Origin of the sequence: Blautia sp. XA-2221 (assembly GCF_028767025.1) — a bacterium.
GTDB lineage: Bacteria > Bacillota > Clostridia > Lachnospirales > Lachnospiraceae > Blautia_A.
The window spans coordinates 162,933-177,683 of sequence record NZ_JAJQXX010000003.1 but is presented as its reverse complement, the minus strand read 5'-3'; the positions used below and the strand labels follow the sequence as shown (position 1 = coordinate 177,683).

General features: G+C 43.6%; 10 protein-coding genes and 1 tRNA gene. 4 read left to right on the top strand and 7 right to left on the bottom strand.

What is annotated here, in order from left to right; genetic code table 11:
- Positions 1–15: 15 nt before the first annotated feature.
- Positions 16–86 (top strand) — tRNA-Gly (locus tag LU279_RS04120).
- 53 nt (positions 87–139) lie between these two features.
- Here the strand turns inward: LU279_RS04120 and malQ (LU279_RS04115) are convergent.
- A complete protein-coding gene (gene malQ / locus LU279_RS04115) occupies positions 140–1,639 on the bottom strand; it encodes a 4-alpha-glucanotransferase (RefSeq protein WP_274421299.1) in 1,500 nt (499 codons plus the stop codon).
- A gap of 79 nt (positions 1,640–1,718) precedes the next feature.
- Positions 1,719–2,726 (bottom strand): ABC transporter substrate-binding protein, encoded by a 1,008-nt coding sequence (locus LU279_RS04110; RefSeq protein ID WP_442870142.1) that lies wholly within the window; start codon positions 2,724–2,726, stop codon positions 1,719–1,721.
- Positions 2,727–3,072: 346 nt separating this feature from the next.
- Between LU279_RS04110 and LU279_RS04105 the strand changes: the two genes are divergently transcribed.
- The 3 genes from LU279_RS04105 to LU279_RS04095 all read left to right on the top strand — a co-directional run bounded on the left by LU279_RS04105 (position 3,073) and on the right by LU279_RS04095 (position 5,591).
- On the top strand, positions 3,073–3,960 hold the full coding sequence (locus LU279_RS04105; protein ID WP_274421297.1) for a damage-control phosphatase ARMT1 family protein: 888 nt from the start codon (positions 3,073–3,075) through the stop codon (positions 3,958–3,960).
- A gap of 185 nt (positions 3,961–4,145) precedes the next feature.
- Positions 4,146–5,237 (top strand): ABC transporter ATP-binding protein, encoded by a 1,092-nt coding sequence (locus LU279_RS04100; RefSeq protein ID WP_274421296.1) that lies wholly within the window; start codon positions 4,146–4,148, stop codon positions 5,235–5,237.
- Between the two features lie 201 nt (positions 5,238–5,438).
- Positions 5,439–5,591, top strand: coding sequence for a hypothetical protein (locus LU279_RS04095; RefSeq protein WP_274421295.1), 153 nt, complete (start codon positions 5,439–5,441; stop codon positions 5,589–5,591).
- Between the two features lies 1 nt (position 5,592).
- Here LU279_RS04095 and LU279_RS04090 read toward each other — a convergent pair whose 3' ends face one another.
- Genes LU279_RS04090 through LU279_RS04070 form a run of 5 tightly spaced genes read right to left on the bottom strand, consistent with a single transcriptional unit; the run spans position 5,593 to position 14,747 of the window.
- A complete protein-coding gene (locus tag LU279_RS04090; protein WP_330684552.1) occupies positions 5,593–7,278 on the bottom strand; it encodes an alpha-glucosidase in 1,686 nt (561 codons plus the stop codon).
- Between the two features lie 15 nt (positions 7,279–7,293).
- Positions 7,294–9,045 carry a glycoside hydrolase family 13 protein gene (locus LU279_RS04085; protein ID WP_274421293.1) on the bottom strand — a complete coding sequence of 584 codons (1,752 nt, stop codon included), beginning with the start codon at positions 9,043–9,045 and terminating at the stop codon, positions 7,294–7,296.
- Between the two features lie 3 nt (positions 9,046–9,048).
- Complete coding sequence (malQ, locus tag LU279_RS04080; RefSeq protein WP_274421292.1) at positions 9,049–10,503, bottom strand: 4-alpha-glucanotransferase; 1,455 nt, start codon at positions 10,501–10,503, stop codon at positions 9,049–9,051.
- Positions 10,504–10,519: 16 nt separating this feature from the next.
- On the bottom strand, positions 10,520–12,781 hold the full coding sequence (locus LU279_RS04075) for a glycogen/starch/alpha-glucan phosphorylase (protein ID WP_274421291.1): 2,262 nt from the start codon (positions 12,779–12,781) through the stop codon (positions 10,520–10,522).
- A gap of 31 nt (positions 12,782–12,812) precedes the next feature.
- Positions 12,813–14,747 carry an amylo-alpha-1,6-glucosidase gene (locus LU279_RS04070; RefSeq protein ID WP_274421290.1) on the bottom strand — a complete coding sequence of 645 codons (1,935 nt, stop codon included), beginning with the start codon at positions 14,745–14,747 and terminating at the stop codon, positions 12,813–12,815.
- Between the last annotated feature and the right edge of the window lie 4 nt (positions 14,748–14,751).

The following is a 14,751-nucleotide window of genomic DNA, read 5'->3' as shown; positions in this document are numbered from 1 at the left end:
CTATAATAATCTCATGCAGATATAGTTCATCGGTAGAACACCAGCTTCCCAAGCTGGGAAGGCGGGTTCGATTCCCGTTATCTGCTTATGGCAAAAAGCCTTCGGAACATTCCGGAGGCTTTTTTTGCTGGGCCGATTCTTACTCTCTGCCGTATCTTCCGGCAAGTGCTTTCATTTGCTTTTGAAGTTCTTCTGTAATCTGTCCGGGTGTCAGCCTCCACTTCCAGTTGTTTCCCAGAGTAGAAGGCTGATTCATACGTGCGGAATTATCCAGGCAAAGATAATCCTGCGCCGGGATCACACAGAGCTTTGCTACACTTCTCATAACAAGACAGATCAGATCCTGACAGATTTCCTGGTCTGAACCATGAAAATTATTCAGATATTCTCTTACCTGCCTGCGCTCTTTTGGCGTAATATCCTGAAACCAGGATAAAAGTGTTTCATTATCATGCGTGCCTGTATAAACCACACAATTTTCCGGATAATTATGAGGCAGATAGTCACTGGCATTTCCTGTGTCTCTTTCATCAAAGGCAAACTCTATGACCTTCATATTTGGATATCCGCTTTCCTCTACAAGACGTTTTACAGAATCTGTCATATATCCTAAATCTTCTGCAATAATCTTTCTTGAGCCAAGTCTTTCAGAAATCGCCCGGAACAGATCAATGCCCGGTCCTTTTTCCCACCATCCGTTTTCCGCTGTTTTATCCCCATAAGGGATTGCATAGTACTCGTCAAATCCACGGAAATGGTCAATTCTGACTACATCATAAAGCCGGAAACAGTTTTCGATTCGTTTGATCCACCACTCAAATCCGGAATTTCTGTGAACCTCCCAGTTGTAAAGAGGATTTCCCCAAAGCTGTCCTGTTGCAGAAAAGCCATCAGGAGGACAACCTGCAACCTGTGTGGGGCAATTGTTTTCATCCAGCTTAAACAGCCATGGATTTGCCCAGGTATCCGCACTGTCCATGGCAACATAAATGGGAATATCTCCAATAATCTCAATTCCCTGTTTATTGGCATAAGCTTTCAGTTTCATCCACTGCTGCCTGAATTTAAACTGCATATACTCCTGAAATTCAATTTCAAAATACAGCTCGCGTCTGTAATAATCCAGCGCATTCTGCCATCTGAGACGGATATCCTCCGCCCATTCACTCCATGGCTTTCCATCAAATCTCTGCTTCACAGCCATAAAAAGCGCATAATCTTTCAGCCACCAGGCTTCCTCCTTCTGAAAGCGCCTGAATTCCTCGTTTGCTCCCACATTGCTGCGCTCATAAGCTTTTCGGAGAAGAAGGGTACGCCCCTTGTACAGCTTCGCATAATCCACACTGGAAGGGTCACTGCCAAAGTCCACGGCATCACATTCCTTTTCTGTAAGAACACCCTCTTCGATCAGATCTTCCAGACTGATAAAATAAGGATTCCCCGCAAAAGTAGAAAATGACTGATAGGGAGAATCACCATAGCTGGTAGGGCCCAAAGGCAGAATCTGCCAGCAGCTCTGTCCTGCTGCTTTCAGCGCATCCACAAAATCATAAGCGCTTTTTGAAAAACATCCGATTCCATATTTTGACGGCAGGCTGCTGACAGGCAGCAGCACACCACATTGTCTTTTGTCTGACATATTTTTTCTCCTTCCGTTTTCTTATTTTATAGTGTCACAGGAGAAAAAAAGTGTCAATATCAAAAAACGCAGATTTCTGTCATTCTGCAGCTTTTTCCGCATATTTCACTGTAACAAGTTTCTCATAGGGCACCCTCTGGCTCAGTTCTCCGGCGTCTTCCAGAATATCCTGCAAAAGCTCAAAACTTTCTTTTTCAAAAACAAGGTTTTCCTTCCATGTGTCCTGTTCATAATAACGCTTTACAATAGTGGTAAGTGTTTCCATATCTGCTTCCGGAAACTGCGGTGCAATCACCCTGGCAATTTCCTCAGGTGTATGCTCCTGCACAAATTCCATCCCCATCTGAAGGCCGTCTGTAAACTTCTGTATCACATCCGGATGCTCTTTCAGATAACTGGTGTTTGCGCAGTAGGAAGTATAAGGCACATATCCGGAATCCACTCCAAGCGAAGCAACCACATGACCTGTTCCTTCTTTTTCAAGAGCTGTGGCAGAAGGCTCAAATTCCACTGTAAAATCAGCAGAGTCGTCACCTGCAAAAGCCGCTGCTGTAGAACCAAAATCAATACTCTGGTCAATAGAAAGATCCTTCTGCGGGTCAAGTCCGTTTTGTTTCAGAATATATTCAAAAACCATTTCCGGCATACCACCTTTTCGTCCTCCAAGCACTTTCGCTCCCTTCAAATCACTCCACTGAAAGTCCGGCATTTCCTCCCTTGCCACCAGGAAATTCCCCGCCCTCTGAGTCAGCTGTGCAAAATTCACTGCCGGATCTGTAGCGCCCTCCTGATACGCATAAATAGAGGCTTCCGCTCCCATAAATCCAATATCCGCCTCCCCGGAGATCAGAGCTGTAAGAACTTTATCCGCTCCGAATCCAGTCACCAGCTCCACATCCAATCCCTGGGCTGCGAAATACCCCTTTTCAATAGCAACATACTGAGGCGCATAAAAAACAGAATGAGCAACCTCATTCAACGTAATCTTTGTCAGCTTCTCTTCTTTTCTCTCCGCCATAACTGCACACGGAAGAGCTGCCACTGCCAGAAGAACAGCAAGAACTGCCGCTGTCAGTCTTTTTTTTATTCTCATATTTGTGATACTCCTTTTTCCTTCTCCTTATCTTATGAAGGGAAGAGAAAAAAGTGAGAGAAAGCCATTGTCTGGGAACTTCATTATAATACAAGCAAAGGCAAAACCTCAAAAACCGGCTCTGCCCAAGCAATTAATATCACACAAAACTTGAAACGACTTTTTCCATACAGTTTATCTCATCTATATTTATAAAATTCACCTCCCCCAATTTCTCCCTGTGTCCTGTAATGTTTTATCAAACCTCCCCCTCATGTTCTCACTTGCCCCTCTCCCTGTAATGGCTTATAATGATACCATAAATAATTTTAACTAAAACAGGTATGGAAAGGAAACACAAATGAAACTGAACCCATTCTGCATGTGCTGTGCAGTAAATAAACAGGAAGAAAAAATCCGGAAATTCCCGGACATGGATAAAAAAACCGAATATATGAAAAAGGTAATGGCAATTCTTTCTGGTTCCGAGGAACAGGACTGCTCTCCCAGCCTTTCTGTAGAAATTCAAAAGCTCTACAGCGAATTCTGGAATTGTCCTATGGAAGATTTCACAGAAATCAAAAGAGAATTCAATCAGCTTATGCTGAATATGGAAGCCTCTATAGAAGAAAAAATCCGAAAAGCAGACGATCCTCTGGAAAAGGCGCTTCTCTATGCACGTATCGGAAATTATATTGACTTTGCCGCCATTTCCAATGTTGACCAGTCTACCGTCATTACTCTTCTTGATGAAAAAAGCTCAGAAGCACTGGACGAAGAAGAATATAAAAATTTTATTCATGATCTTTCCTCTGCCAGAAAGCTTGTCTATCTTACTGACAACTGCGGAGAAATTGTTCTGGACAAACTGGCTGTGCAAATCCTAAAAGAGCAGTATCCGAATCTGGACATCACAGTAATCGTCCGCGGATACCCGGTAGTAAATGATGCCACCATGGAGGATGCAGAGGAAATCGGACTTACCGATTTGGTAAAGGTGATCGGCAACGGCAGCAATATAGGCGGTACATGGATTCCCGGAATCAATTCTGAATCCCGTGAGCTTCTTTATCAGGCAGATGTGATTCTCGCAAAAGGTCAGGGGAATTTTGAAACTCTCAACGACTGCGACCTGAACGTTTATTATCTGTTTCTCTGCAAATGCGATCTGTTCCAGCGTCGTTTCCATGCAGAAAATCTTCAGGGCATGTTCCTGAATGAACGCCGTCTGGTCATGGAGCCAGTGTGACACAAAGCAGATTAATATGGACAGTCTGCACAATAAATATTGTCTTTTCGTCAATCTGTCAATAAACCTCTGAAATATTTGTAGGATTCTTCTCTGGTACATTTTATCGCTTTTCGTTATACTGAGTACAGTTCAAAACAAGAGCAAAACTATATTTTACAAATATTATCTGGAGGGAATTTAAAATGGCAAGTTTATCATTAGAGCACATTAACAAAACCTATCCGAACGGCTTTGAAGCTGTTAAGGATTTTAACCTTGAAATTGAAGATAAAGAATTTATCATCTTTGTAGGACCGTCCGGCTGCGGAAAATCCACAACTCTTCGTATGATTGCAGGTCTTGAGGAGATTTCCGGCGGTACTCTTAAAATCGGTGACAAAGTTATGAATGATGTAGAGCCGAAAGACCGTGATATCGCAATGGTATTCCAGAACTATGCTCTGTATCCTCACATGACTGTTTATGATAATATGGCATTTGGTCTGAAGCTCCGCAAGGTTCCGAAAGATCAGATCGACAAACAGGTTCGTGAAGCTGCAAGGATCCTTGACCTGGAAAAACTTCTTGACCGTAAACCGAAGGCTCTTTCCGGTGGTCAGAGACAGCGTGTTGCTATGGGTCGTGCAATCGTTCGTAATCCTAAGGTATTCCTTATGGATGAGCCTCTTTCCAACCTGGATGCGAAACTTCGTGTACAGATGCGTATTGAGATTTCCAAGATCCACCAGAGACTGGGCGCTACCATCATCTATGTAACACATGACCAGACAGAGGCTATGACTCTTGGTACCAGAATCGTTGTTATGAAAGATGGTGTTGTTCAGCAGGTAGACACACCTCAGAACCTGTATCAGAAACCGGGCAACCTGTTTGTAGCAGGATTCATGGGATCTCCGCAGATGAACTTCCTTGACGCTGAGATCAAAGAAAACGGTTCTGACCTGGTTGCTAAGATTGGTAATGATGAGGTTGTGATCCCGACAGAAAAAGCAAAAGTTCTCAAAGACAAAGGCTATGTAGGCAAAACAGTTGTTATGGGTATCCGTCCTGAGGATGTTACTGATTCCGCTAACGGCTCCATGTCTTCTGTAGTGAAAGTATACGAACTTCTCGGAGCAGAAGTATTCCTGTACTTTGATGTAAACGGAACTCAGATCACAGCTCGTGTTGATCCTCGTACAACAGCAAAAACTGGCGATCCGATCAGCTTCGACTTTGATATGGACAAAGCTCACTTCTTTGACAAAGAAACTGAACTTGTTATCACAAACTAATCCAGATACGATTTCACCCCCGGAGATTTCCGGGGGTGTTTTTTTGATTCTAAATAAAATGGTTCTATAACAAATGTTGGGGGTGTATAGGGGTGCATAATTTAAAGTTCTGTAAAAATGTCGGGGTCCATGAAATTTAATTCTGAACTGCCTCCCAAAAGTCAGACCTGAAAATCCAGCTTTTGGGAGATCAGTTTTCTCATGGCAAAATATCGTTTCCAATTTAAGAAAAATAGTAAAAAATGCTTCTCTGGTAAAGGAGGCTTTGAATTTAGAGCCCCAAAATACTCAAGTCCTTATTCAGTAATTAAAAACCGGATTCATGGTTACGAGAGAAATGAAGATTTTCCATAAATCAGCTCTCAGAGCCTGTCTCTGTTTTTTCCCACATCATCGCTTCATAAGGTCTCAGCTTCTTCAGGGAAGGCAGATCATTGTAATTGTGGATTAAAAGCTCTACGCTGCTATCCTCCTGGCTCTTATTAACGCCAACGTCAACCGCAGGCACTCCCCACTCCTTCAGCAGTGGACACTCCACCTCTTTATCTGTAAAATTAGCTACTACCAGCAGTTTCCTGCCCTCATACTCCCTCACATAAGCAAAAATATTTTCGTCTTCCGGCAACAGAAGTGTAAAATCACCGTCAACAAAAATGCTGTTTTCTTTGCGGAGATGAATCAACTTTTTATAATAATGGAAAACAGAGTTTTCGTCATTAATCTGGCTCTGAGCATTGATCTCCGTATAATTTGGATTAACTCCAAGCCATGGAGTTCCTGTTGTAAAGCCTGCGTTTTCTGTATCGTCCCACTGCATGGGAGTTCTGGCATTGTCACGACCTTTTGCATAAATGGATTCCATAATATCTTTTTCTGAATAGCCCTTTTCCAGACGCTCCCTGTACATGTTTCGGATCTCGATATCCTGATACTGTTCAATAGAATCAAAGCGCACGTTTGTCATACCAAGCTCCTCTCCCTGATACACATAGGGAGTTCCTTCCATTCCATGAAGAACAGTCGCCAGCATTTTTGCAGACTCCACTCTGTACTCTTTATCATTTCCCCAACGGGATACGATTCTCGGAAGGTCGTGATTATCCCAGAAAAGGCTGTTCCAGCCGCAGCCGTGAAGCTCCTTTTGCCATTTTTCCAGACATTTTTTCAGTTTCAAAAAAGGCAGAGGACAGAAATCCCATTTTTCTTTTCCCGGTTCCTGATCCAGCATCATATGCTCAAACTGGAACACCATGGAAAACTCGCTGCCGTCCGGCTTACTATAAAGCTTTGCCCGGTCAATATCTGCTCCCCAGGCCTCTCCGACTGTGATCAGATCGCCCTTCTGGAAAGTTTCCCTGCTTAATTCCTGAATAAACTGATGAAGTCTCGGTCCGTTATTGGTGATCATAAGATCCGGCTCCTTGGCGATCTGGTCGATCACGTCCAGACGGAAGCCGCCAACACCTTTGTCCATCCACCAGAGGATCATATCATAAATTTCTCTTCTGACCTTAGGATTTTCCCAGTTCAGATCCGGCTGCTTTACGGAAAACTGATGAAAATAATACTGCTTTAACTCAGGCACCCACTCCCAGGCCGGGCCTCCGAATGCAGAGCCCATATCATTTGGATAAACGCCCTCTTCACCATCGCGCCATACATAGTAATCATGATAAGGATTGTCCTTGCTTTTTTTTGCCTCAGTAAACCAACGGTGTTCATCAGAGGAATGATTCAGCACCAGATCCATAATAATACGGATATTTCTCTTTTTTGCCTCAGAGATCAGCTGCTCCATGTCATCAAGATTTCCGAACATGGGGTCAATATCCTGATAATCGGAAATATCATAACCGTTGTCATCCTGGGGAGATCTGCACACCGGAGACAGCCAGATGGCGTCAATGCCAAGCTCCTGAAGATAGTCCAGTCTTTTTATAATTCCCTGGATGTCGCCGATCCCGTCTCCGTTACTGTCCTGAAAGCTTCGGGGATAAATCTGGTAAACCACAGAATTCTGCCACCATTTTTTATTGTTCATATCCATTTCCTCCTGTTAAATCCTTCGTATGAGAGTTCCATTTTTTGCAAGGCTTCCATTCATATAGCCACGGGCAAAAAGGACTTCTCCCTGTTCTTCCACTTTTATAGAATCCTCTGAACAGTTCAACAGCACTTCCGTTTTCTGATTCTGTTCATCCAGCTTAATATAATCCACACAGCGCTTCTCCTGATAGTTTCCCGGAAAATTAAAGTACAGGCTTTTAAAGGAAGGCTCCTGCTTTCTCAGGGAAATCAGTTTTTTCATTTCTGCTATACGCTGTCTGTTTTCCTCTGAATCCAGTTCCTGCCAGGGCATGCATCTTCTGCAGTCCGGATCGTGTCCGCCCTCCATTGCAATTTCTGTTCCATAGTAAATACAGGGGCTTCCCGGCATGGTAAACAACACCGCAAGCTGCTGATAAAAGATATCCAGATCATAAAAACGGTTCATCAATCTCTCCGTATCATGGGAATCCAGAAGATTAAAAAGTACATTGTTGCACTGCTGCATATACATAGTATAACAGTGATTGGCCATATATTCAAAGTCCTGTTTTGTCATTGCTTTATCAATAAAAAAATCATGAATACCACTCATCAGAGGATAATTCATAACAGAATCATATTCGTCTCCCATAAGCCACTGGCTTGCATCATGCCAGATTTCACCAAGAAGATAAATATCCGGCTTCAGTCCTTTCACCCTGGTTCTCATCTTTTTTAGGAAGCTGTGGGAAATCTCATTGCCAACATCAAAGCGGATGCCGTCAATGTCATAGTCACGAATCCAGTTTTCACAAAGATCACAGAAATATTCCTGCACCTTTTCATTATTGGTATTCAGCTTTGGCATTCCGTCTGCAAAGGCAAAGGTATAAAATCTTCCGTCCCGGGTGTCTGCCTTTTTCTTCAGGTCACTCCAGTCATTGATCATAAACCAGTCCGCATATTCGGAATCACGTCCTTTTTCCTGCACATCCAGCCAGGGCGCAAATTTGGGGCCGCAATGGTTAAATACCGCATCCACCATCACGCGGATACCGTGATCATGGGCTTCCTTTACCAAAAGAGAAAACTCCTTTTCATCACCAAAAGCCGGATCGATCTTTTCATAATCTGTTGTGTCATATTTGTGATTGGATTCCGCCTTCATAATAGGATTCAGATAAATCCCATTGATACCCAGTTCCTTCAGATAATCCAGTTTCTGTCGGATTCCGGAAAGATTCCCTCCATACCGTTCTCTGTTGGTGACTGGTCCGGTTCTCCAGGGAATGATATCCTCTGTATTTTTTTCCGGTGTTCCATTACAGAATCTGTCAGGAAAAATCTGATACCATACTGTACTGTTCACCCAGTCCGGCGTCCTGTTAAGATCTGCCGGATTCATCCAGGGAACAATAAAACACTGAAGCATTCTTCCATCCATATGAAGCTGCTCTTCTGTAAGGAAACCGTCCTCAAAATAATACCAGATTTCTTTTTCTGTCTGAAGTTCAAAATAATATTTGCATCTTTTATACGGCGGCTCCAGGGTGGTTGTCCACCAGAGCTGATGCTTCAGCCGCTTTTTGTAGCAGATTTCTTCCCGTTTTCCGGACCATTTTTCTTTTCCGCCCAGAATACCTGCATCAAACGGGTCCCCATAATGTATGAAGACCCGCTTTACGTCATAACCAGTTTTTATATTCACAATCAGCTGGTTTTCATTGTACGGATAGCTCATCTGCTCTGAAGTTTTGTGATAAACCCCGGTAAATTCCATATGTTATTTCCTCTCTCTCAAATGTCCGGCATATTTTTTTAGACCTGCTTCTATCCGTTTTCCGTCCGGCATCCGCCATTCCCAGTTTGGACTTCCCACCGTACCCGGAGTATTCAGTCTTGCGTCTTTTCCCATTCCAAGAATATCAGAAAGAGGAACAATTGCGTACTCTGCTTTGCTTCTCCAGGTATATTCCAGAAGCCTGTCCTGTACAGAACCATTTTTGATACCCTGTTTTTTCAGGAAACGCCGTACCTTTCTTCTGGCCGGTACACTAAGTTCCTGATACCATTCCATCAACGTACTGTTGTCATGGGTTCCGGTATATATGATCATATTTTCCTCATCCGGAAAGCTGTCTACTGCATATTTTCCAGAAGTATCCAGTACAAATTCCAGAACCTTCATCCCCTTCAGATGATAATGTTCTTTTAAGGTAAGAACCTCAGGACGAAGATCACCCAGATCCTCTGCGATCAGCTCCACCTCTGGAAGTTTTTTTGTCAGCATATCCAGCACTTCGTATCCGGGAGCCTCGATCCATTCCCCTTCAATGGCAGTTGGACAGGCTGCCGGAATTTTCCAGAAGGTGTCAAAAGCTCGAAAATGGTCAATACGGATCATATCAAACAGCCTGCTGCTGTATCCGATCCGGTCAAGCCAGAACCGGTAATCACTTTCTTTCAGATAATCCCAGTCATAGATTGGATTTCCCCATCTCTGACCTGTAGCGCTAAAATAATCAGGAGGAACTCCTGCAATAAAGATAGGACGGCCGTCTGTATTCAGAAGGAAGTTATCCTTGCCGGCCCACACATCCACAGAATCCACGCCCACATAAAAAGGAACATCTCCCATAATGCGAATCCCGACATCATTGGCAGCTTTTTTTACAGCCATCCACTGACAGTAAAAAACATACTGAAGGAACATCTGGTACTGAACCTCTTCCTTTACATGAACCGGAACTTCTGCGCCTGTTTCCGGCCAGGATTTATCCGCATCCTTCCACTCATTCCAGCAGCGGTTTCCGTTTTCTTTTTTTAAAGCACGGAACATTCCGTAAGTTTTTACCCAGGGCTGCTCTGCAAACTTCTGATAATCTTCTGTTTCCTGAAAATTGCCGCAGGCTTCCCGGAGATAAGGTTCCTTCCATTCTCTCACTGCCTGATAATCCACCTTTTCCGCATTTTTACGGAAAGCTTCCGGCAAAGCTTTCAGAAGTCCCTGAGCATACAGTTCTTCCAGGCTGATGTAAATTTCATCTCCCGCGCAGGAGGAGTACGGCTGATATGGAGAGTTTCCATATCCTGCCGGATTCAAAGGCAGGATCTGCCAGATCTTTACGCCTGAATGTTTCAGATTTTTAATAAACCGAAAGGTGTCGGCTCCCAGCTCTCCCACTCCTGTATTGGAGGGAAGGGCTGATACCGGCATCAAAATTCCTGATTCTCTCATAAGCCACCTCTTTATTTTATGACAGCTTCCAGATATCACGGTTATACTCGGCAATGGTACGGTCTGCAGAAAAGTATCCGGCCTTTGCAATATTTACCAGAGCTTTTCCTGACCATGCTGCCTCGTCCTCATAATCTGCCAGCATTTTTTCTTTTGTCTGAATATATTCTTTTACATCCAGAAGAGCCATAAACCAGTCTTTGGAGCGGATTTCTTTATACAGTCTTTCCAGATTTTCCATATCTCCGATTGCTTCTAACTCTTTGCCTGTAATAAAATCAACCAGCTCACGAATCATTTCATCTTCCTGGTAGATCGTTTCTGCACTGTAGGTTTCCTCCTCGTAAAGACGAATTACATCCTCTGAACGTTTTCCGAAAATATAGATATTCTCATCTCCAACAAGCTGATGGATCTCCACATTTGCGCCGTCCTCTGTTCCCAGTGTTACCGCACCGTTCAACATAAACTTCATATTTCCTGTTCCGGAAGCTTCCTTGGAAGCAAGAGAGATCTGCTCGGAAATATCGCAGGCAGGGATCAGCTTTTCTGCCTTGGTTACATTATAGTTTTCTACCATAACGATCTTCATGTATTTATTCACCTCAGGATCCTTTTCAATCAGCTCCTGCAGACACAGGATCAGATGAATAATATCCTTGGCAATGGTGTAGGCCGGAGCTGCCTTGGCCCCAAAGATCATTGTCAGCGGACGCTTCGGAAGATTTCCTTTTTTGATCTCCTTATATTTATAGATTGCATAAAGAGCGTTCATCTGCTGCCTTTTATATTCATGAAGACGTTTAATCTGGATATCAAATACTGAATTTGGATCGATCTCCACATTCTGAGTCATTTTCAGATAATCTCTCAGCTCTTCCTTGGAATGCATTTTGATCTCACGAAGTTTTTTGAGTACAGTTTCATCGTCTTTATAATCCAGAAGCTTTTCAAGCTTTGTGGCGTCCTCAAGATATTCTCCGCCAATCAGCTCTTCCAGATAATCTGCCAGTTCATGGTTGCAGTGCTTCAGCCATCTGCGGAAAGTGATCCCATTTGTTTTATTATTGAATTTTTCCGGATAAATATCATAGAACGGTTTCAGCTCAGATTCCTTCAGAATTTCTGTATGAAGGGCAGCTACGCCGTTTACCGCATATCCGTAATGAATGTCAATATGCGCCATATGCACACGGTCATCCTTGTCTATAATGGCAACCCGCTCATCGCTGTAATCTTTTTTCACACGGGCATCCAGTTCACGGATCACAGGCATGAGATGTGGAACCACATTTTCAAGATATGCAACCGGCCATTTTTCCAGAGCCTCCGCAAGAATGGTGTGGTTGGTATAAGCGCAGGTCTTTCTTACAACGTCAATAGCAGTATCCATGTTAAATCCCTTTTCCATGAGAAGTCGGATCAGCTCCGGAATCACCATGGTAGGATGAGTATCGTTGATCTGAATTGCAACATGGTCGTAAAGTCTGTAGAGATCATAGCCGTTGTCCTCTGCTTCTTTCAGGATCAGCTGCGCGGCATTGCTGACCATAAAATACTGCTGGTAAATACGAAGAAGCTGACCTGCCTCATCACTGTCGTCCGGATAAAGAAACAGTGTCAGATTCTTTTTGATATCGTTTTTGTCAAAGCTGATACCATCGCCGATAATGCTTTCATCCACAGTGTCTGTATCAAAAAGATGCAGACGGTTGCAGTTGTTTTTATAACCCGGAATTTCAATGTCATACATAACAGAGGTCAGAGTAAAATCCTTAAAAGGAACCTGGAAAGTAGTTTCTGTTCTTGTAAGCCAGGAATCCTCTGTGATCCACGGATTCTTTTCTTCTTTCTGCTTATGATCCACAAAAGTCTGACGGAACAGACCGTCATGATAATTTAATCCCACTCCGTCTCCGTTCAGGCCCAGTGTTGCGATAGAATCTAGGAAGCATGCTGCCAGACGTCCAAGACCTCCGTTTCCAAGAGAAGGCTCCTGCTCGATCTCCTCAATATCTGTAAGGTGATGGCCGTTCTTTTCCAGAACCTCTCTTGTCTCCTCAAACAGCCCAAGGTTGATCAGGTTGTTGGAGAGAAGCTTTCCGATCAGAAATTCCGCTGAGATATAGTACAGCTTTTTCTTTCCTTCGTTTCTCTTCATATTCTTCATTTTATTTTTTGTGATCAGAAGAAGTGCTGTGTAAATCTCCTGACTTGAGGCTTCTTTAATCGTTTTCTGGTATCTTTCCTGTAATACCTGCTCTAATAATTTCTCCATAGCTGTCTCCTCTTTTCTATTCTTTCTATGCTCAAAGTTTTTCCAGTGCTTCATATACTCTCAGGATCTCCCCTACACTCCAGGCCTGTGCAAAACAGCCTCTGGAGCGGGTGGGATTTTCCCCGTCATAGATTTCCGGAAGCTGTCCGATACAGCCCTCTCTCATGGCTGCCTCCATAACCTCAAGCTGCTCCCTCACGATTTCTTTTGCTTCCGGACTGTACTGATTCACCTTCAGATATGCAAGATAATAAGCTCCTAGCGGAAATGTCCATACAGTTCCCTGATGATAAGCCATATCTCTGTCTTCCATTTTTCCCTGGTAAAGCCCATGAAATTCCGGATCTTCCTGTTCCAGTGTGCGAAGTCCATATGGAGTATAAAGTTTCTCAAAAACAGTTTCCACTACCTGCTGTTCTTTTTCCGGTTCCAGCATGGTAAACGGAAGAGATACTGCCCATATCTGATTACACCGTATCTGGGTATCTGCCTTTGTTCCTGATACAAGGTCTTTTAAACATTTTCTGTCATCCATCCAGAACTTATCCACAAAAGAAGCTTTTACTTTTTCTTTTAACTGTGTATAACCTTTTTTTCTGTCTACGATGTCTGCCAGTTCATCCATAATACACAGCGCATTATACCAGTAAGCATTAATTTCCACAGGCTTACCGTGACGGGGTGTGGGAAGAATATCCCCTACCCGCACATCCATCCAGGTTACCTGCCACAGTCCCTCTCCTGACCGGATCAGGCCGTCCTCATCCATATGGATTCCGTAATCGGTTCCCTCCCGGTAAGCTTTTATGATCCGCTCCATCACCGGGTACATTTCCCGTACAAAATCGCTGTCTTTCGCAGCCTGATAATAAAGATATACACAATTAATAAACAAAAGCGCTGCATCCACAGTATTATAAAGAGGCTCGTTTCCACCCTCCGGAAAAAGATTTGGCATCAGGCCTCTCCGCTCATTAATCGCAAAGGTTCTGAGAATCTCCTTTGCCGTTTCATACTGACCGGTAGAAATACACACGCCTGGAAGAGCGATCATGGTATCTCTTCCCCAGTCCTCAAAAAACGGATATCCTGCAAGAATGGTGCTGCCATTGGTAGATTCTCTTCTGGAAACAAACTGACTGGCGCTTTTTACCAACTCTTTTGCCATTTCCTTGTGAAGTCCCGCCTTCGCCTCCAGGGCTTTACGGTAGGTCTGCATTCCCAGGATAATGGCATCTGCATCCTGATCTGCATTTTCCATGGAATACACAATCTTCATAATCCTGTTTTCTCCCGGCTGAACACATTCCGTGATCATGTGTCCGGTTTTTGCAAGACCAGTTTCCTTTCGTCCGTCACAGACGTCATAGCTGTAAAAATATGTTTCCTGTATTTCTTCTATATCAATCAATGTTCCATTTGTCCGGAAGCCGAGAGTCATTCCGTTTGAAATAACAGCATTTTCCCTATACTGAAATTCCTGCTCCGGTTCCGGCTCGCTTCCCTTTGCAGTAAACTGATAAAAAGGCAGGATTTTCAGCTCTGCCGGTTTACTGCTGCGGTTTCTGATACTGTAGCGGACTGCTACCGTGTTTTCCCCCTGCTTCATGGCGATTTCCTTTCGGATCTCTACTCCGTGAACAAGGAATCTCCATATGGGCATATCATCAAATATAAAAGAGGAAAGATAAGAACAGCCCTCTTCTTTCTGTCTATCCGCAAACTCCTGGGAAGAAAGAACAATCTCCTCTTCCCCCAAACACAGACATTCCTTCAGGCGATGTACCATATTGTATCTGTGGTTTGGAGCCTGCACGCAGGCCATCAGAAGGGAATGATCATTTCGTGCCGCAGAACCTGTCATAGTCAGAGAGGAAAAGCCACCCAGTCCATTGGTAAGGAGGTAACAATTTTCCTGTCCCCTTTCCAGATTTTTCAGTTCCTGTTTTCCATAAATCCACTTCATATCC

What these genes read in the sequence shown, in the direction of transcription:
- malQ (WP_274421299.1), bottom strand. Translation starts at nt 1,639, where the DNA reads ATGTCAGACAAAAGACAATGTGGTGTGCTGCTGCCTGTCAGCAGCCTG.
- LU279_RS04105 (WP_274421297.1), top strand. Translation starts at nt 3,073, where the DNA reads ATGAAACTGAACCCATTCTGCATGTGCTGTGCAGTAAATAAACAGGAA.
- LU279_RS04100 (WP_274421296.1), top strand. Translation starts at nt 4,146, where the DNA reads ATGGCAAGTTTATCATTAGAGCACATTAACAAAACCTATCCGAACGGC.
- LU279_RS04095 (WP_274421295.1), top strand. Translation starts at nt 5,439, where the DNA reads ATGGCAAAATATCGTTTCCAATTTAAGAAAAATAGTAAAAAATGCTTC.
- LU279_RS04090 (WP_330684552.1), bottom strand. Translation starts at nt 7,278, where the DNA reads ATGAACAATAAAAAATGGTGGCAGAATTCTGTGGTTTACCAGATTTAT.
- LU279_RS04085 (WP_274421293.1), bottom strand. Translation starts at nt 9,045, where the DNA reads ATGGAATTTACCGGGGTTTATCACAAAACTTCAGAGCAGATGAGCTAT.
- malQ (WP_274421292.1), bottom strand. Translation starts at nt 10,503, where the DNA reads ATGAGAGAATCAGGAATTTTGATGCCGGTATCAGCCCTTCCCTCCAAT.
- LU279_RS04075 (WP_274421291.1), bottom strand. Translation starts at nt 12,781, where the DNA reads ATGGAGAAATTATTAGAGCAGGTATTACAGGAAAGATACCAGAAAACG.
- LU279_RS04070 (WP_274421290.1), bottom strand. Translation starts at nt 14,747, where the DNA reads ATGAAGTGGATTTATGGAAAACAGGAACTGAAAAATCTGGAAAGGGGA.